This is a genomic window from Sphingomonas sp. P3_C5 (assembly GCF_056402635.1).
In genome coordinates this window covers 96,860-115,456 of sequence record NZ_JBFUHA010000007.1, presented here as the reverse complement: position 1 = coordinate 115,456, position 18,597 = coordinate 96,860, and the positions used below count along the sequence as shown (strand labels likewise).

Annotated in this window: 14 protein-coding genes; 7 read left to right on the top strand and 7 right to left on the bottom strand. The window is 64.1% G+C overall.

The window, feature by feature from the left end; genetic code table 11:
* Positions 1-61: 61 nt before the first annotated feature.
* Both AC1DVS_RS17810 and AC1DVS_RS17805 read left to right on the top strand, forming a co-directional pair.
* A complete protein-coding gene (locus AC1DVS_RS17810) occupies positions 62-886 on the top strand; it encodes an MBL fold metallo-hydrolase (RefSeq protein WP_478025254.1) in 825 nt (274 codons plus the stop codon).
* 11 nt (positions 887-897) lie between these two features.
* Positions 898-1,299, top strand: a complete 402-nt coding sequence (locus tag AC1DVS_RS17805) for a nuclear transport factor 2 family protein (RefSeq protein WP_478025253.1) — start codon at positions 898-900, stop codon at positions 1,297-1,299.
* 3 nt (positions 1,300-1,302) lie between these two features.
* Here AC1DVS_RS17805 and AC1DVS_RS17800 read toward each other — a convergent pair whose 3' ends face one another.
* Together AC1DVS_RS17800 and AC1DVS_RS17795 are read right to left on the bottom strand one after the other, a co-directional pair.
* Positions 1,303-2,061: a hypothetical protein gene (locus AC1DVS_RS17800; protein ID WP_478025252.1), complete on the bottom strand. Its 759-nt coding sequence runs from the start codon at positions 2,059-2,061 to the stop codon at positions 1,303-1,305.
* Between the two features lie 576 nt (positions 2,062-2,637).
* On the bottom strand, positions 2,638-3,276 hold the full coding sequence (locus AC1DVS_RS17795) for a hypothetical protein (RefSeq protein ID WP_478025251.1): 639 nt from the start codon (positions 3,274-3,276) through the stop codon (positions 2,638-2,640).
* Positions 3,277-3,423: 147 nt separating this feature from the next.
* Between AC1DVS_RS17795 and AC1DVS_RS17790 the strand changes: the two genes are divergently transcribed.
* Positions 3,424-4,194, top strand: a complete 771-nt coding sequence (locus AC1DVS_RS17790) for a MerR family transcriptional regulator (RefSeq protein ID WP_478025250.1) — start codon at positions 3,424-3,426, stop codon at positions 4,192-4,194.
* Between the two features lie 208 nt (positions 4,195-4,402).
* Here AC1DVS_RS17790 and AC1DVS_RS17785 read toward each other — a convergent pair whose 3' ends face one another.
* Positions 4,403-7,261 (bottom strand): TonB-dependent receptor domain-containing protein, encoded by a 2,859-nt coding sequence (locus AC1DVS_RS17785; RefSeq protein ID WP_478025249.1) that lies wholly within the window; start codon positions 7,259-7,261, stop codon positions 4,403-4,405.
* A gap of 274 nt (positions 7,262-7,535) precedes the next feature.
* On the opposite strand from AC1DVS_RS17785, the gene AC1DVS_RS17780 reads away from it, so the two are divergent.
* From AC1DVS_RS17780 to AC1DVS_RS17770, 3 genes are all read left to right on the top strand, one after another.
* Positions 7,536-8,693, top strand: coding sequence for an AI-2E family transporter (locus AC1DVS_RS17780; RefSeq protein ID WP_478025248.1), 1,158 nt, complete (start codon positions 7,536-7,538; stop codon positions 8,691-8,693).
* Between the two features lie 61 nt (positions 8,694-8,754).
* Entirely contained in the window at positions 8,755-9,264 is a 510-nt protein-coding gene (locus AC1DVS_RS17775) for a hypothetical protein (RefSeq protein WP_478025247.1), read from the top strand.
* A 32-nt stretch (positions 9,265-9,296) separates the two neighbouring features.
* Positions 9,297-10,328: an oxidoreductase gene (locus tag AC1DVS_RS17770; protein WP_478025246.1), complete on the top strand. Its 1,032-nt coding sequence runs from the start codon at positions 9,297-9,299 to the stop codon at positions 10,326-10,328.
* A gap of 248 nt (positions 10,329-10,576) precedes the next feature.
* Here the strand turns inward: AC1DVS_RS17770 and AC1DVS_RS17765 are convergent, their stop codons facing one another.
* Genes AC1DVS_RS17765 through AC1DVS_RS17755 form a run of 3 tightly spaced genes read right to left on the bottom strand, consistent with a single transcriptional unit; the run spans position 10,577 to position 14,682 of the window.
* The gene (locus tag AC1DVS_RS17765) at positions 10,577-12,787 is read right to left on the bottom strand and encodes a beta-glucosidase (RefSeq protein ID WP_478025245.1); all 2,211 of its coding nucleotides are present in this window, start codon (positions 12,785-12,787) and stop codon (positions 10,577-10,579) included.
* A gap of 28 nt (positions 12,788-12,815) precedes the next feature.
* Positions 12,816-13,421, bottom strand: a complete 606-nt coding sequence (locus AC1DVS_RS17760; protein WP_478025244.1) for a hypothetical protein — start codon at positions 13,419-13,421, stop codon at positions 12,816-12,818.
* 43 nt (positions 13,422-13,464) lie between these two features.
* Positions 13,465-14,682 (bottom strand): endo-1,4-beta-xylanase, encoded by a 1,218-nt coding sequence (locus tag AC1DVS_RS17755; protein WP_478025243.1) that lies wholly within the window; start codon positions 14,680-14,682, stop codon positions 13,465-13,467.
* A gap of 200 nt (positions 14,683-14,882) precedes the next feature.
* On the opposite strand from AC1DVS_RS17755, the gene AC1DVS_RS17750 reads away from it, so the two are divergent.
* Positions 14,883-15,959, top strand: a complete 1,077-nt coding sequence (locus AC1DVS_RS17750) for a LacI family DNA-binding transcriptional regulator (protein WP_478025242.1) — start codon at positions 14,883-14,885, stop codon at positions 15,957-15,959.
* A gap of 736 nt (positions 15,960-16,695) precedes the next feature.
* Here AC1DVS_RS17750 and AC1DVS_RS17745 read toward each other — a convergent pair.
* Entirely contained in the window at positions 16,696-18,546 is a 1,851-nt protein-coding gene (locus AC1DVS_RS17745) for a glycoside hydrolase family 9 protein (protein WP_478025241.1), read from the bottom strand.
* Positions 18,547-18,597: the final 51 nt, after the last annotated feature.

The window sequence follows — 18,597 nt, the reverse complement described above, 5'->3', positions numbered from 1 at the left end:
CAATCGATCGCGCGCATATAATCCGGCACGAGGCAATGACTGGCCTTTCCGGAGACAGACGATGACGATGACCGCAGGTGACGAGCTTCAGTGGAAATCCTTTCCCGCCGGAGAAAACGGCTTTTTCCGCGCCCCGGTGCTGGTGTGGGGCAAGACTGAAGCCGTGCTGATCGATGGCGGCTTCACCTTGCCGGACGGCCGCATCGTCGCTGAAGCGGTCAAGGCGACGGGACGCACGCTGACCAGCATCTATGTCAGCCAGAGCGACCCGGATTATTATTTCGGACTTGGCCCGATCAAGGCGGCGTTCCCGGACGCGCAGGTTCTTGCCGCGCCGGAGACGATCGCTGCGATCAACGGCAATGTGGAGAAAAAGCTGGCGACATGGGCGCCGCAGCTCGGCGACAATGGACCGAAGACGCTTGCGGATATCGTGATGCCGACGGCATTCGAGGAAACATCGCTGGCGGTGGACGGGCAGGCGATCGACATCGTCACCGCGAACGGCCTCGCCAATCGTCGCTATCTCTGGGTGCCGTCGCTCTCGGCCATTTTCGGCGGCGTGATGATCTTTTCCGGCGTCCATGTCTGGACCGCGGACACGCCGGCCGAGGCGCGGGGCGCATGGGCCCGCGAGCTGGATGAGATGCTGCTGTGGGAGCCGGCGATTGTCGTGCCCGGTCATATGACTCCGGACGCGCCGACGGGCCGGGCGGCGATCCTCTACACCAAAGAGTATCTTCAGGCCTTCGAGCAGGAACTGGCCAGGGCGGTGGGAAGCGCGGGGCTCATCGCCGCGATGACGGCGCGCTATCCGGATGCGGGCATGGGCGTCGCGTTGCAGATCGGCGCCAAGGTTGCGACCGGCGAAATGGCATGGGGCTGAGGGAGAGTCCTGTGACGGCGAACAAAGACATCATCCGCGCGACCTATGAAGGCGGTGCGGCGGAAAAGGTGGAGCGTCTGACGGCCGCGCTCGCTCCGGACGCGCAGTGGACCGAAGCCGCCGGTTTTCCCTATGCGGGGACCTATATCGGCCCCGACGCGATCTTCGCCAATGTGTTTCACCGGCTCGCTACGGAGTGGGACGATTACCGGGCCCAGGCGAACCTGTTTCTGGAAGACGGCGATCAGGTGGCCGCATTCGGTGTCTATTCCGGCACCTACCTGGCGACGGGAAAGGCAATGACCGCGACCTTTGCGCATCTCTACCGCCTGAATGACGGAAAGATCGTCAGCATGGAGCAATATGTCGACAGCGCGTCCGTCGTCGCGGCCATGGGCGGTGATGATCGCTGATATTTAGGCGCCATGGCCGGTCATCGCCTTGACCCAGGCGAGCCAGAAGGGCTGGTAATAGAGCCAGGTGGCGAGCGCCTCGTTCGCGAAGATCCAGAGCGCGGCGGCGATATAGGCCGGGTGCAGGCGACGGCGTGTCGCGAGATCATAGGCGCCGAACGCGAGGATCAGCACAAGGGCGCCAATATAGGCCGAGAAGTAGAAGGGCACATAGCCGTCGCCCCAGCGCTCGTAGAGCTGCGTGAGCCAGATGCGGCTGAAGCCGGGCTCGGTCACGGCGATCGTGCCCATCAGCATCAGTCTTTTATGCGCGGCGGGATCACGGCGCAGGAGGAAGCCTGCCGTCAGCAGCACCACCGAGCCGATCGTGTTGGTGAGATTGACGCTGAGCCACGCGATCCAGCGATCCGGCATATAGGGGTTGTTGGCGATCTGCGAGATCGCGGTGGCCGGGCCGAGCACGAGCATCAGGGGGATCAGCACCAGCGCGGCCATGCCGAGCCGGCGATGCACCGCCACCCGCCGCGTTCGGACCAGCCACACCTGGGCGGCGAGTAGCAGCAGCCATGATCCATAAGCGACGACATGGAGATGGACGATGAGCGGGAAGCTCAATGCCCCGTCATGCGCGCGCTTGACCATGTCGATGCCGAAGCCCGCGACGATTGCCAGCCAGATCGCGAGCACCAGCCCTGCGATCACCGCTCGATCGTGGCGATGATGGGCCGCGAACGGCGCGCCTGCCGGACTTGTGCTTGCCATGCCGGTTCCCCTCTTCCCGGGCGGGATTTGAGCCGCTTCGGGGTCAGCTTGTCAATGTGGCTGTCGCTATCAGCGCACCGCGACGCTGCCCACCGCTTCCGTGGCAACGGTCGAGAGCGGACGAAAATTCCAGTCATGTGAAAGAGCGGCGCGCACCGCTTCCGACGGTCCGCTATGTCTCTATGGTCGATTGCGGGCATGGGTTGAATCAGGCGGCGAACTCGCGGCGGAAATGTTGGAAGTGTGACATAATTCGGGGCGGATTTCGGCGCCCGGAAGCAGCTTCTACGAGGGAAAATGCCCCAATAAGGAGCGCCCGTGTTGGATAATTATGTCATGCCTATCGGGGGGGCGCGCCGCAGTCGGGACGTGAAGCGAGGCAGGCGGGAGAGCGCTCAGCGCCTCCGAGGCTGTTGGGAATGTCATGAGGGGTCACTGACATTTCCTATCTGTACAGAACATTGTACAGATCCAGTCAGGAGAGCCCATGCAGTGCTCAGCTCTTTCGGGCGTGTGCGCTAAGTTCAAGGCGGTGATGGTTACGCGAGAGAGGGCCCAAGCGCGCAGGTAACAGGGCTATCGCACGTGTGACCGCGCCCAGGTTTTGACTCCACTCCTGCGCCTGGCTGCGCCGTTCATCAATCGCTGGGTATTGGCAAGGCAACCATTTGCGAGATACGAGCTTCCGGAATAGTTGGGCACCCTGTCCAAAACACCCGCTCGCGCCATTCTCTGCAGTGAAGCCAGAGCGAATGTGGATTCCACATCTGATCGAGCGATGGCCTTATCGAACAAGGCTTGTGTATCGTCTCCAAAATTTTCCACAATAGGTAACGCATGGGCAAAAGGAGTCCTCTGCTTTGGATCCATCCCGTCTATTGCTGACCGAAGCACTGAAATACTGACTGCGCCGACAAAGGCTATCACCTTCTCTCGGACCAGTTCATCCGGGTCATCAGACAATTCCAATATCAATCGCGTTTGATCTGGATTCACCTTACTGGTGCAGCTTATCACCCCATCCATGACGTTCGAGCGCGCTGCAAAGTGGGAATCGAACCTCGATTTCAAGGCCGCATCCAGAAAGATGATGGCCTCCTGGCCTAAAAATGAAAATAACCTAAGCCCATCGCGCCTTACCGATGAGTCTGTGTCTAATAGCTTGGTCATTAGCGACTCTATGTCGCTAACGGATAGCTCGACATTACGGGCCATGCATACTCCTAGTAAGATAGTGCGGCTTGAGCGTCATATATCCAATGCCCAAGCCCGAACAGGCGATCATTATCATCAAGGCCTATTGACCCTAACGCGGCGTGAGGGACTATCGGCACGTCCTGCGGACAGACGCGGGAGAAGGACATGGCGAACTATACGGTGAGCGAGGTGGCGGCGATGGCGCGGGTTTCCGTGCGCGCGCTGCACCATTATCACGAGATCGGCCTGCTCGAACCCGCCTGTGTCGGCGCGAACGGCTATCGTTATTATGGCCGCGAGGAGCTGTTGCGCCTGCAGCAGATCCTGATCCATCGCGAGCTGGGCATTGCGCTCGGCGAGATCGGTGCGATCCTCGATGCTCCCGGCTTCGATCGCCTCGCGGCGCTCAAGGGACAGCGCGAGCGTATTGCCAGGCAGATGACCCGTTCCGCCGAGATGCTCAGGACGATCGACCGCACGATCGCCGACCTCGAAGGAGACCCCGCCATGAAGGACTCAGACCTGTATTCCGGGATCGTCGACCCGAACAAGCAAGCCGAATATGAAGCCTGGCTCGAAGACAAATATGGGCCGGGCATCCGGGACCATATCCAAACCGGCCGCCGCAAGATGGGGAGCCTGAGCCCGGCCGAGCGGGACGACATGATGGCTGAGCTCGCGGACATCGAGCAGGGGCTGGCCGCGGCGCTGCGCGAGGGTATCGCGCCGGACGAGCGTTCGCTTGATCCACTTATCGCTCGGCATTTCGCCTGGGTTAGCGCCAGCTGGGGCAGGGAGGCGCCGGTCGCCGCTTATGCGGGGCTTGCCGACACCTATCTCGGGCATCCCGACTTTATTGCCCGCTACGAGCGGATCGAGCCGGGTTTCGCGGAGTTTCTGGCAGCTGCGATGCGGAGCTGGGCCGCGCGGCAGTAGAGCATGGAACCTAGCGTCGAGTTCGACCAGGTTAAATCAACCGTCACCCCGGACTTGTTCCGGGGTCCACCGTCCCGCACACATAACCCGCGAGGCTCCTGCGGAAACGTGGATGCCGGAACAAGTCCGGCATGACGGGCAAAGCTGGTCGAATTCGACTCTAAATGTCGCCCGGTGCCGACGGATCGGCACCGGGACGACGTGTCGCCTACATCTTGTAGGTGAGGCGTGCATAGCCGAACTGGCCGGGCACGTCGTAAGTGGTCGGATCGAAATTGTTCAGGCTGCACGAGAAGCAGGCTGGCGGATCCTGGTTGAAGACGTTGTTGACGCCGACCGTGAGGGCGAAGCGCCTGTCCATGAAGCTGGGCGTGACGACGAACTGGACGTCGCCATAGAAGCGGCTCGCCATTGGGTTCGGCAGCCCGGTGTTCGGATTGATCTCCGTCACCGCGCTGATGTACCGGCCGGTGAACGATGCGCTGAAGTCGCTGATCGACCAGTTGAGCGTCGCGTTGCCCTTGAACTTGGGGAACGCCTGGTCGGGGCTGCCGCGCTCGGTCCCCTTGCGATCCAGTACGACGAAGCCGTTCGATGCCGTGAGGACATATTTCAGCAGCCAGGTCGCGTTGGCCGAGAGGCCGAAGCTGCCGATGCCGGTCGTCGGGGTGCGATAGTTCGCGGTGACATCGATACCCCTGGTCTCGATCTTGTCGAGATTCTGCAATGTCCCGTTGATCTCGTTGACGAAGCCGTTGCTGGTACGAACCACCAGGGCACAGCTGGGCGCATTGCCGAGCAGCGCGCAGTTGTTGAGCGTCAGATTGGGATCCACCGCACCGATCGCGTTGGTGACGCGGATATCATAGTAATTCGCCTCGACGCTGAATGCGCTGGCGAAGCCGCTGTTGCGCGCCCATGACGGCGAATAGACCGCCCCGAACAACAGGTTGCGCGATTTCTCCGGCTTGAGCGCGATATTGCCCTGGGTGATGACCGGAAGCTGGCCGGGCTCCTCCTGATAGCTGCCCGAGATGGGCACGCCATTGGCGGTGCAGTTGGCGCGCACCGTCGCGCTCGACTGATAAGGTGAGCCGGCGATGTTCGAGCACGGATCGGTAACCGGCAGATCGAAGCGTGACCTGCCGCCGAACAGCTCGCCAAGGCTCGGCGCGCGGAAGCCGGTCGAATAGGATGCGCGCAGCAGCAGGTCCGCCACGGGCTTCCACAATGCGGTGCCGGTATAGGTCGTGCTGCTGCCGCTGATCGAATAGTTCGAATGGCGGACCGCGCCGGTTGCCTCGAGCGAATGGAAGAAGGCCGTGTCCTTCAGGATCGGGACGCGGACTTCGCCGTAAACCTCGTCGACATTGTAGCTGCCGGAGGCCGGCTGGGCGGGAATGTCGGCACCGAGACCGGCGGCAACGATCGGGTCGGGCGTGAAGCTCGCGCTCTGCACCCGGTGTTCATAGCCGATCGCGATACCGACCGGACCTGCCGGCAGATCGAACAGCGAACCGCTGAGGTTCGCTGTGTAATCATAGAGATTCTGGCTGCTCCGGTCGCGCTCGGTGAAGGCGATGAAGTTCAGCATTGCCGGCGTGATCGAGCCGGCGCCGCCGAACAGGTTGAGCGGTACGCACGGTGCGGTGCAGTTCGCGATCGGGCCGATCGCCTGGGCGACGCGGGCCGCGTTGACGTTGCCGGTGAAGCTCTGATGGGCATCGTTGATGCCGAACAGCGCGTTCGCGTCCCAATACCATTTATGGTCGCCGATCATGAACGAACCATCGAGCGTCACCGTGCTCGAATAGGTATCGACCTTCTGGTCGAACGTGCGCTGGCCCGCCTCGACGAGGCGCCGGGCAATGAAGGAATAATTCTGCGGCGGCTGACCTGGGCCGCCGGCCGACAAGGTCACGCCGAACGGGTTGTACGGGTTGCTCGCGTCGAATGACAAAGTGTCGAACAGGCTCCCGGCGCCATTGCCTGCATCCGGGCCGATGAACAGGGGCTCGAATGCAGCCTGATTCTCCGAGTTGCGCCGGTTATACTGCGCCTTGACGCGCAGATTGACGTTCGAGCTCAGCTCCTGCTTGAAGCTGAACCATGCGCCGTAGCGCTCCGACGGCGTCAGGATGTAGTTGTACGGCGCGAAGTTGAACCGGTCGGTCACCACGAACGGCCGAAGCTCGGCGAAGGTTGGCGTGCTGTCCGGCGCGGTCGAGATCGTCTGGTTGCCGAAATCGGTGAGGAAACGGCCGTTCAGCGCAGCGCTGCTGCAACCGCCGCCGCCGTTCGAGCAGGCCGTCTGGCCCGGATTGGGGAATTGCGAGATCGTGCGGTTCGCCGAGCGCACCGCTTCCTGCTTCACATAGCTCGCACCGAAGACGAAATTGGTCGTATCGCCCTTGATGCCGTAGCTGAGGGCATATTCCTGAGTGTGGCCATCGCCCTGCCGGAAGGTGCCGAACTGCGCGGAGGCGCGAAGGCCCTCCTGCTGCGCGACCGTGATGATGTTGACCACGCCGGCGATCGCATCCGAACCGTAAAGCGGCGAGGCGCCTGCCTGCAGCACTTCGACGCGGTCGATCATATTGATGGGAATGGTGTTCAGATCGACGGTCGCGGGAATGCCGCTGCCGCTCGTTCCGTTGACGAAGCGCAGGCCGTCGACAAGGACCAGGGTGCGCTTGGCGCTCAGATAGCGCAGATCGATTTCAGCCGAGCCGGCGCCGACGCCGCCGCCGTCTGGCGGATTGCCGAGATTGCCGCTGTTGTTGACCTTGGAATTCAGGCCGCCCGATGCGCTTGGCAGCCGCTGCAGGACATCGGCAACCGATGTCAGGCCGGTCTGGCCGATCGCCGCCTGGTCAACCGTGATGACCGGCGAATCCTGATCGAGCGGATTGCGGTGAATGCGGGATCCCGTCACGACGATGTCGTCGACCGGTGCCGCCGTATCCGCCACAGGCGTCTCCTGGGCCTGGACTGGCGTGGCTGACAAGCCTGTGATGAGTGCCAGCGTGGCTATGCCGGCGAGTTTACCCATTTTGAAATCGCGCATGAATTCTTTCTCCTGATCCACGCCTGTGCAGACATTCTCCCCCCGGTTAGTTTCACGACTGAGCCACCGCGATGGCGGCGTGGCAAGGGACAAAAGGAGCCGGCTTGGTTATTCTGTAACCTACTGTGCCATGTGGGTAACACATGCCGTGGCGCGCCCGGACTATGCCGATGCGGGGAATTTCGGCGGTCGCGGCGGTGTGCTCATTGCCACGAACGGAGCGAGCGTTACGCACCCGCTACCAAATCCCTCGCACGCTGCTAAACCTCTGCGCATGGACCAGATCGACACGCAACCCGTACCCCCAACCGCAGGCACCCCGAGCGCTGCAAAAGCCCAGAGCGTCGCGCGGATCGTGCTTGCCTCGGCGCTCGGGCTGCTTGGCCTGTGGGTCGTCTCGGGCTTTGTGCCAGCGCTCGTCTGGGCGCTGGTGATCGCGGTTGCGGTCGATCCGCTGCTGCTGCGGCTGCGGGCGCTTCGACCAGGGCTTGCCGCGAGCCGGGTGACGATCCCGACCATCATCACGCTTGTGGTTGCGCTGCTGGTGCTGGTGCCGATCGCGGTCGGCATCGCCCAGGCCGCGCGCGAGGTGCAGGACGTCATGGCCTGGATCACCTCGGCGCGCGCCAATGGCGTGCCGGTGCCGGGCTGGATCAACCAGGTGCCCTTTGCCAGCGACACGCTGAAGCATTGGTGGGAGGCCAATCTCGCCACGCCGGAAAGCGCCGCGCTGCAGATCCGGACCTTGAGTGGCGCTGCCTGGCACGACCATTCACAGCTGATCGGCAAGGGGCTGCTCCATCGCAGCGTGATCTTCGCTTTCACCTTGCTCACCCTGTTCTTCCTGCTGCGCGACCGGGATTCGATCGTTGCGCAGGCGGAGCGGGCCGGCGACCTGCTGTTCGGCCCGGCCGGCGAGCGGATCGGGGTTCAGGCGATCCGCTCGGTGCGCGGTACGATCGACGGGCTGGTGCTGGTCGGCATCGGCGAGGGCGCTGTGATGACGATCGTCTATGTGATGCTCGGCGTGCCGCACCCGATCCTGCTCGGCGCGCTGACGGCGGTGGCGGCGATGATCCCGTTCGGCGCCGCCCTGATGTTCGCGATCGCCGCGTTGCTGCTGCTCGGCCAGGATTCCGTGAGCGGTGCGATCGCCGTGGTGGTGATCGGGCTGGCGGTGGTCGCGATCGCCGATCATTTCATCAGGCCGGTGCTGATCGGCGGGGCGACGCGGCTGCCGTTCGTCTGGGTGCTGATCGGGATTCTTGGCGGCGTCGAGACTTTCGGGCTGCTCGGCCTGTTCGTCGGCCCTGCCACGATGGCGGTGCTGATCATGATGTGGCGGGAATATCTCGATCGCCCGCCTGCCGGGAGTGAGGTGGGCGGCGGCGCGGATGTGGCCGGCGAGGTCGGACAGGGTCAGAGCGTATAGACCTGATTTGCCGCCCGGCGCGGCACATGGTAATGTCGGATATCGATTGAGGAGGATTCCAATGATCGGTCGTTATCTGCTTGCCGGCCTGTGCGCCGTGACGCTCTCGACATCCGCCCTCGGCGCAAGTGAACCGCGCGAAAGCTGGGGCAAGGCGGGCGTTCCTTTAGTGCAATATCAGGACGATGCGGTGTCATGCGCCAGCCGCGCTTATTATCAGGATGTGGCGCAAACCGATGGCGCCAAGCGTCTCGTCGATGCGTCGCGCCGGATCGATAGCCTGGCGTCGATCGCGACCGGTGGCAGCCTTCCCTATTATGACGATCCCGCGGTTTCCGCGATCGCCCGTACGGTGGATGCCGCGCGGCCCGACAAGGCCTTTCGCGAAGTGGCTGCGCTCCAGCAGTCCACGCTCGACACCTGTCTCAGCCAGCGCGGCTATGTTCGCTTCAGGCTGACGGAGGACCAGCGCCAGCGGCTCGGCAAGCTCCGCAACGGATCGCCCGAGCGCCGCGCCTATCTGCACAGCCTCGCCAGCGATGCAGCGATCCTCGCCGCACAGCATATTTGATTGGCGCAGGGTGATTGGCGGGTGACCTCCGCATGATCAATGTGGGGGTGATCGGCTATGGATTGGCCGGGGCGAGCTTCCATGCGCCGCTGGTGGCCGCGGTCGACCGGCTGAAGCTGGCGGCGATCGTCACCTCGCGGGCCGACCAGGTCGCGCGCGATTATCCCGGCGTTGCGGTGGTAGCGAGCGCGGAGGCGCTGATCGCCGATCCGGGGATCGACCTGATCGTCATCGCGACGCCGAACGATCTCCATGCGCCGTTTGCCCATGCAGCGCTCATGGCAGGCAAGCATGTCGTGATCGACAAGCCCTTTGCGCTGAACCCGGGTGCTGCCGCGGATCTGATTACCGTCGCAAAGGCGCGCGGGCGGGTGCTGTCAGTGTTTCACAACCGGCGCTGGGACAGCGATTTCCTGACCGCGCAGCAGGTACTGCGGGATGGGGCGCTGGGCGAAGTGATGCTGGCTGAATTGCGCTGGGACCGGTTCCGGCCGGCGATCAAGCAGGGCTGGCGCGAGGCGAGCGTTGAGGAGGGCGGCGGGATGCTCGCCGATCTCGGGCCGCATCTGATCGACCAGGCACTGTGCCTGTTTGGGCCGCCCGAGAGTCTGACCGCGGACCTTGCCGCGCAGCGGGCGGGCGTGGTGGTCGATGATTATTTCGAGCTGGTGCTGCATTATGGAAAGCGCCGGGTGATCCTGTCCGGCTCGACCCTGATTGCAGCGGCGCGGCCGCGTTTCGCGCTGCATGGGAGTCTTGGCAGCTTCGTCAAATATGGGCTCGATCCGCAGGAGCCTTTCCTGCGCGCGGGCGGCAAGGCGGGCGATCCCGGCTATGGCGAAGAGCCGCCGGTGACTTACGGTTTGCTTACGATCGGGGAGGGTGCGCCTGAGGTGGTGCCTTCAGCGCGCGGCGACTGGCGGCTTTATTATGAGGGCGTGGCCGATGCGATCCTCGACGGCGTGCCGCCGCCGGTCGATCCGGCGGATGCACTTGCAGGGCTCGAGCTGATTGCGCTGGCACGCCGGAGTGCCGCTGAGGGGCGGACGCTGGCCTGCTTCTGAGGCGTTGCCAGAGCAATATCAGCCCCTCCCCTTCAGGGGAGGGGTAGGGGGTGGGGCAGCGTCGAGCGGGGCTCGATGCCCCGATCGACGCTTCGATCTTCGGGCGAAGAGTCTTTTTGAGCGCGCAGACGCGCGCCCCCACCCCCACACCCAGTGTCAGGTCGGACATGCTCCCAGCATGTCCTGAACAGCGCGGGGCGCTGTTCACCTGACACTCCTGAAGGGGAGGGGCTGAACAATTTGCCGGTCTATTTTGCCGGAGACCACCCCACCGGCAAGGTCCGCGCTGCGACCTGCACGGTCACCGTCTGCTTGATATCCCGCGCCGAGGCGGCGAGCATTACCTCATAGGCACCGGGGGCGATGCGCCAGGCGTGGGCGCTGTCGTCCCAGGTCGCGAGCAGGCGTGGGTCGACCGTCACCGTGACCGTGCGCGAGGCACCGGGGGCGAGGGCGACTTTCGAGAAGGCGCCGAGCCGCTTCGGTGCTTCCCAGCCATGGCGCGCGACATAGATTTGCGGGACTGCCTTGCCGGCGACCTTGCCTGTGTTGCGCACCGTGAAGCGAACGCTCACGCCTGCGCCCGTCGACGTCGCTGCCAGGCCCGAATAGCCGAAGCTGGTATAGGAAAGCCCGTGGCCGAACGGGAACTGCGGCTCCAGGCCTTTCATATCATACCATTTATAGCCGACCGTCGCGCCTTCGGCATAGATCGTATCGCCGGAATTCGGCGCTGCCGGATGCGGCAGCTGCTCGGCGCTTTTCGGGAAGCTCGCGGGCAGATGGCCCGACGGATTGACCTTGCCGAACAGCAGATTGGCGATCGCTGCGCCGCCCGCGGTGCCGGGATACCAGGCGGAGAGTATGCTGCCGACCTGATTGGCCCAGGGGGTGAGCACCGGACCGCCGGTCTCGAGCACCACAACCGTCTTGGGGTTGGCTGCTGCGACCGTGCTGATCAGCGCGTCCTGATAGCCGGGCAGGCCAAGCGGCACGTCGAAGGATTCACCCGCCCAGGAGGTGGCGAATACGATCACGACATCAGCGTCCTTCGCCAGATCGGCGGCGACGGCTGGATCGTCGCCGCTTGCGTAGCTGACCTTGGCGCCAGGAGCGAGTTTGGCGATCTCGGCCATTGGCGACGAAGGGTAATACATGATCGGCCCCGGCCAGCTGGTCGGGACGATGCCCGGCACCGCATTGCCGCCGATCGGATAGACCAGCGAGGACCCGCCGCCCGTCAGCACGCCCTTGTCGGCATGGCCGCCGATGATCGCGATCCGCTTCGTGGAACGCGAGAGCGGCAGGAGCGCTTCCTTGTTCCGGAGCAGCACCGCGCCTTCCTCGGCGTCCTGGCGCGTCACCACTGCGTGGGCGGCATAGTCGATCCTGCCGCCTTCAGCGACGGGATGCTCGAACAGGCCGTGCGCCACCATCGAGCGGACGATGCGCGTCACCATCAGATCCAGCTGTGCCGCGCTGACGCTTCCGTTCGCCAGCGCATCCTTGAGCGGCTGGGCGAAGAAGGGCTTGTCGTCGAAGGGCGCGCCGGATTCCTGGTCGAGGCCGGCATTGGCTGCCTTGGCGGTGCTGTGCGTCGCGCCCCAGTCGGACATCACATAGCCCGGCCATTTCCAGTCCTTGCGGAGCACCTGGTTGAGCAGGAAATCATTCTCGCAGGCGAAATCGCCATTCACGCGGTTGTACGAGCACATCACCGAGCCGGGATTGGCGCGCTCGATCGCGAACTGGAAGGCGAGCAGGTCGGATGTGCGCATCGCGCTCTGGTCGAGGATCGAGTTGCCAGCGTTGCGATCGGTCTCCTGATCGTTCACCGCATAATGCTTTATGGTCGAGATGATGTTGTTGGACTGGATGCCGGCGATCTGCGCGCCGACCATCGTGCCCGCGAGCAGCGGATCTTCGCCGCCATATTCGAAGTTCCGGCCGTTGCGCGGCTCGCGCATCAGGTTGACGCCGCCGGCGAGCATCACGTTGAAGCCCGAATTGCGCGCCTCATTGCCGATCATAGCGCCGCCGGAAAAGGCGAGCGCCGGGTTCCAGGTCGCTGTGGTGGCGAGGCCGGAGGGCAGGGCGGTGCGCTCGCGCTTCTTGGCCGCGCCGCCCTGGGTGGCGACGCCGATGCCGGCATCGGTCTGCCATTGCGGCGGAATGCCGAGACGCGGAATGCCGGGGATATAGCCGGCGGAACCGGGCCGGCCTTCCGGGGGCGCGGTGAAGTTCTTCGACGCGAAATCCGTCGAGAAATAGCCGTAGACGAGGGTGAGCTTTTCGTCGCGGGTCATCTTCGCGACCAGCGCGGCGGCGCGGGCATCGGGAGAAAGCGCGGCCTTGCCCGGCGCCTTTGCGGGAGCCTTGCGCGGTGCGGCGGCGACTGGCGCGGCCGCGCCCGCCAGAAGCGATGCCGTCAGTGCGGCCGCCCAAAGATGCTTGATCATCGTCTTTCTCCCGGTGATTCTCGTGCCGCTATTGCGGGTCGTTATTGTCTGGCAATGTTCCAGTGTAGTTCTGGCCGAAATCCAGCACGAATACCGGGCCGAGATCAACCACATGCTTGTCCGAAGCAAGATGCACCGTCACATTTGCGGAGTTGCCTGCAAAATTCGTCGATGCCTTGCCCGAAGCGTAATAGAGTTTCCATGCGTTGGTAATCTTAACGTCGGACGCGACCAGATTGGTATAAGGCGCGGCGGCCCCGTTCGCGCCGATCAAGGGCAGCGGCATCGTCTCGCCGTCCTTCAGCTCGGGGCCGCGCATCCAGATCGCGACGAGGACCGTGTCGCCGGCCGCGATCGGCTTCTGGATCGGCGAGATCGCGCCGACGTCCCAGACATTGGCGCCCTTTGCGGTCACCTTCACGCGGACGAACTGGCCGCCTTGAACGGCGGCGTCCTTCATCATCTTGCTGGTCTGGTTGGGACCATAAAATGACCAGTTGGCGCCGATCTTGTTAACCGCCTTGTCCGTGATGCCGCCCCCGGAATCCTGTGCAGGCGCAGGCGCCGTCTGAGCCTGCACGGGCACGGCCCATGCCGTGGCCAGGGCGATGACGGCTGTGAGTGCATTTCGCATTTTTCTCTCCCCCTTTTGATGCCGCTTTAGTGCGGCTTGTGATTCATGGTCGTGACGGTGCCGCGGCAAAGGCGTCGGCTATGGCCGTCCGCATCGGCTTGGCATTGAAGTTCAGATCATATGGGCATGGGCGGCGCCTGGAACCGTCGCCGCGCGGCTCGAAGCCTTCGATCCAGCTGTAGCGATCACATATGCCCCAGGCGAGCACATCTCCGAGCTGCGGATAGGTGAACATCACATCGAAATAGGCGCGGGTATAATCGGCCGTAGCACGGTCTCGCGCGGCAATGTCAGCCGGGAGATTATTGTCGCGCACGTCGAACTCGGTGACCAGCAACTTGTAACCCATCGCAACGACCTGATCGAGGAAGCTCTTCCAGCTTGCCTGCTGCGCCGAGACGCTCGCCGCGGTGTCGGTGCCCTGGGTGACGAGGTGCGATTGGACGCCGAGCGCATCGACCGGGGTGCCGCGCGTCTTGAACCCCTCGAGCAGCTTGAGCACGCCGGCGCGGTGCTGCGCATTGCCGGGCTCCCAGCTCATATAGTCGTTGTAGACGAGCTGGGCGTGCGGCGCATTGTCGCGGGCGGTGTGGAAGGCGAGATCGAGCGTCGCTTCCGGGCCGCCCAGCGCGCGTGACAGGGCGGTCTGGTAGAGCGACTGATCGGACGGGTTCACCGCCTCGTTGACGACGTCATAGCTTTTGATCCGCGTGCCGTAGCGGGTGGTGACGGTGCGGACATGCTCGCTCAGCAGCCGTGCAGCCTCAGTCGCGGGGCTTGCACCGAAATTATAGCTTTCCTCCCAGCCGGGCATCCATTTCGGCTGGTGCCAGAGCAGGTTGTGGCCGCGGACCGCGAGGCTCTTGCTTTCCGCCCAGGCAAGCATCGCATCGAATCTGGTGAAGTCGAAGCTGGTCGGGCTTGGGCGGATGAACTGCCATTTCAGTTCGTTCTCAGCCACCAGTACCCCGCACTCGGCCTCGAGCAGCGCGGCATAGGACGGGTTCGCGAAGGAGCCGGCATCGGCACCGGCCGCGCTCCAGGCGAAGGCCGAGCCGAAGCGCATGCCCTTCGCCACAGCGGCTGCGTTGAGCGAGGGCGTGGGGGGCGGAGTGGGGCTTGGCGTGGGCGTCGGTGTCGGCCCGGGTGCCGGGGTCGGGCTGGGGGTCGCGCCGCTCGCAGCGGTGCCGCCGCCCGCGCAGGCGCTGAGCACCATGCCGGCTGCCATGATCAGGCTTTCGCGCCGCGATATTCCAGTCATCGACCCATCCTCCCGAGGAGATCAGCGTCCGGCCTGTTGCCGCACTCTTGGTCTGATCCCCCACCAGATACCGGTACCATGATGGCGCTTGACCAACCTTGTCAATACGGATCGGAGGGCCTGATCAGGCCAGTTCGGCAGAGATGGTGCCAAGCGGCGAATATGCGCTATGAACGGGCCAAGGGAGAGCGGGAGTTACCGTGAACGACAAGACCACACGCCGTCGGCGATCAGCCCCGACGATCAGAGATGTCGCGCGCATGGCGAACGTGTCATCGATGACCGTGTCGCGTGTGATCAACGGCGAAGCCAATGTCCGCGCGGCGACGCGCGACGTGGTCAATGCCGCGATCTCGGCGCTCAGCTACGCGCCCAATTCGGCGGCGCGCAGCCTGGCCGGCGCGGGGCAGGACCGGATCGGCCTGCTCTACAGCAACCCGAGCGCTGCCTATCTCAGCGAATTCCTGGTCGGCAGCCTCGACCAGGCGAGCCGGAGCGACGTGCAGCTGATCATCGAGAAATGCGATCTCGGCGATCATGAGGTCGAGGTCGCGAAGCATCTGATCGAGAGCGGGATCGACGGGCTGATCCTGCCATCGCCGCTGTGCGATTCAACCAGGCTGATCAAGACGATCGCGGCCGAGGGCGTGCCGGCGGTGCTGGTCGGCAGCGGCCGGCCGTCCGAGGACCTGTTCGCGGTCAGCATCGACGAGTTCGCCGCTGCCTATTCGATGACGAAGCACATCCTGGCGCTCGGCCATCACCGGGTCGGCTTCGTCGCCGGCAATCCGGCGCAGACCGCGAGCGACGAGCGGTTGCGGGGATATCGCAAGGCATTGGCCGACGCCAATATCCCGGCCGACGACGCGCTGATCGCCGGCGGGCTGTTCACCTATCGATCGGGGCTCGATGCGGCCGAGAAGCTGCTCGATGTGCCCGATCCGCCGACCGCGATCTTTGCGAGCAATGACGATATGGCCGCGGCGACGGTCGCTGTCGCACATCGCCGCGGGCTCGACGTGCCGGGCGACCTGACCGTGTGCGGCTTTGACGACACCACGCTCGCTACCGCGATCTGGCCCGAACTGACGACGATCCACCAGCCGATCGCCGACATGTCGCGCGCGGCCGTGGAGATGCTGGTCGCGACGATCCGCCGGCGCGGCGCCCCGGCGCCCGAGGGCGAGCAGCATGTGCGGCTCGATTTCACGCTGGTCCGCCGTCAGTCGGATGCCGCACCGCGCCGGCGCCCGCCGACGCGGCCGGTGTTGGCCTGAGGGGGCGGGACGTCGAACAACAGACCGAAGATCCGGCGGCGATGTGAGGAGAGTGGTTAGACGTGGCGCATAGCCCGTACCCAGGGGATGTTTTCTTCCTCGCTTTTGCCTGCTGCTTCGCATTTGGCTCGGCCAAGGCGTTCATTCGCGCCCATCGACTTCGGCAATCCGGCGCCTATTGGCAGGAATATATGGGAAGCGCGGTATTCTGCCTGCTCGTCGTTACAGCTATGCTCGGGGCTGTATGGATGCATCACCATGGCTATTAGGGTAGGCATTCCAGAGGGTTTGGCGACATTGCCGGGTATCATTTTCGGCGAGTGCGCTCATCCAGACAGACCAAACCCTAACCAACGGCGCGTTCCAGTTTATCCCCGCCTCGTTCATTGTGCAGGCGACCGTTCTTCGTGTTGGATAATTTCGGTAGACTGTATTGGGGGTGAGAGCGCGCGTCATGCGAGGCGCTGGAGGCGATGCCCCGGTGTTGGAGAAGTCATGCGGATGCTGACATTTCCGACAACCTGAGTCCCGCCCGCCGTAGCGGTGGGAACAGCATACAGCATGGTGTTCCGGCTTTGAATCGGGGGGCGGTACGGGAACTGCGCCCAAGGTTCAGATTTCACGCACGCTGCGACCGAGGTCAAGGAACCCCATCTTCGAGTGACGATCGTGGAGTGCGTTCTGCGACAAGCTCCAATTGAGCGTTACAGCGACACTTTGTCTCAATCGTTTTTGGTCAGCGCCCCTCATCCAGATACGCCGCGACCCACACCAGCGGCGCGTTCCAGTTAATCGCAACTTCGTTCATCGTGTAGGCCATGGTCTTGTCGGTCCAGCAGCGCTGGCCGACGCATTTGCCCCTCATCGTGCTCGAGATCGTGTCGACCATCGAGGTGGAATTCGGCCCGCCAGACAGTATCCCCGGCGGTGGGGGCGGCGTTTTCGGGTCGAGCGAATGGGCCCAGAGGCGGTGGTGCGGGTTGTGTACCGGATTGGCGCCGAAGCCGGTGATATAGCTCTGGTCGAGCGGGTTGCGGCCCAGGACATAATCCATCGCATCGACCACGCCTTCGCGGTAGCGCGCATCGCCGGTCAGCCGTTCGGCCTGAGCCAGGATCATGGCGCGGTTGAGGATCATGGCGTTCGATCCCCAGATATAGGCGGTGCCGGGATAGGGAACGCGGTAGCCGCTCTGCTTTATGTCGGCGAGGAAACGGTCGGCCGCGGCGATGATCAGCGCGCGCTGGGCGGCGATCTCTTTCGGCGTCAGCGTGTTGGGTATCGTGGCGAGCGCGATCGTGCCGAGCGCGGCGGTGCCGCCCCAGCTTGGCTCGTTCAGCGGAGCGGTGAACTGCGCCATATGCGTCACTGCGTCGCGGTACGCGGGTGATCCGGTCGTTACGAACAATTCAGCGGCCGCCCAGTAGAATTCGTCGGCGAGTTGCCGATCGCCATAGCTGCCGCTGCCGGTGAAGCTGTCGGGGGCATAGACTTCCGGATTGCGCAGCGCAGCCTTGAACGCCCGCTCGCTCGCCGCCAGGCAGCGCGCGGCAAAGGCTGGATCTACCGCGCGCCAGATCCGGGCGCATTGTGCTGCGGTCGCGGCGAGATTGAGCGTCGCGGCGGTGCTCGGTGGGTAGAGCAGGCGCGGCTGGCGATCGTCAGCGGGCGCGGTGGGGAGCGAGGTCCAGGCGCGGTCGGCGACCTTGTGATGGGCCATGCCTGAAGCGTCCACCTCCGTGAGCACAAGCCCCTTCTCGCCGGGCGGCAGCGGGCCGACCGGAAGTTTGATGTGCTTGCCGTCAGGCACTTGCATGGCGAGGAAGAATTCCATCTCCCAGCGCGCTTCGTCGAGCAGATCGTTGCGGCCGTTGCCGGCCTCCGGGATTTTCACCCTGCCGTCAGCAAAGGGGCCGTCAGCGAAGGGGGAGGGGGTGCCGCCCGTTGCCTCGCGCTCGTACAGATTCTGCAGCGTCCACAAGGCGATGCCGCCATTGACGACATATTTGCCGTGATCGCCGGCATCGTACCAGCCGCCGGTCACGTCCAGGCTGTAATCGCAGCCGGGCCAATCATTGCCGCGATCGTCCTTGCCCGAGAAGCAGGGCGCGACCTCTTTGGGGTGCCCGGCGGGGCGTGCCCATATCGCGCCGCCGGCGTAGCGCGCCTCGATCGGGATGCCGGCGCGGGTCTGGTAGAAGTAATTGAGCGCGGCGTATTTGAGCGGCGCGTAGATATGGGCCGCGATCGGGAAGGGGCGGCTTTCCGCCGTTCCGACTTTGAGCCTGTAGGTGCCGGGCGTCGCGACCTGCGAGAAGTCGAGCTGATGGACATGGTCGCCGGATGCCGCATCGTCACCGATCACGATTGTGACGCCTTGCGCGATGACCGCGCCCTTTGCATCGAGCAGGCGCCAAGGCAGCGGCGCGCTGGCCGGATCATTGATGATCGCGCGCTTTGCGGATCCGGGTTCAAAACCTATCTGGTTCATGTTGATAGAGGCAGACGGTACATCCGCCGCAATGGCAGGCACCAGTACGGTTAAAATGAGTGCGCCAATGATCGCGGTCGCTGAGCGGATGATCATGGGAATCTTTCAGTCAAAGAAAAACCCCCTCCGCTTGCGCGAAGGGGGTTT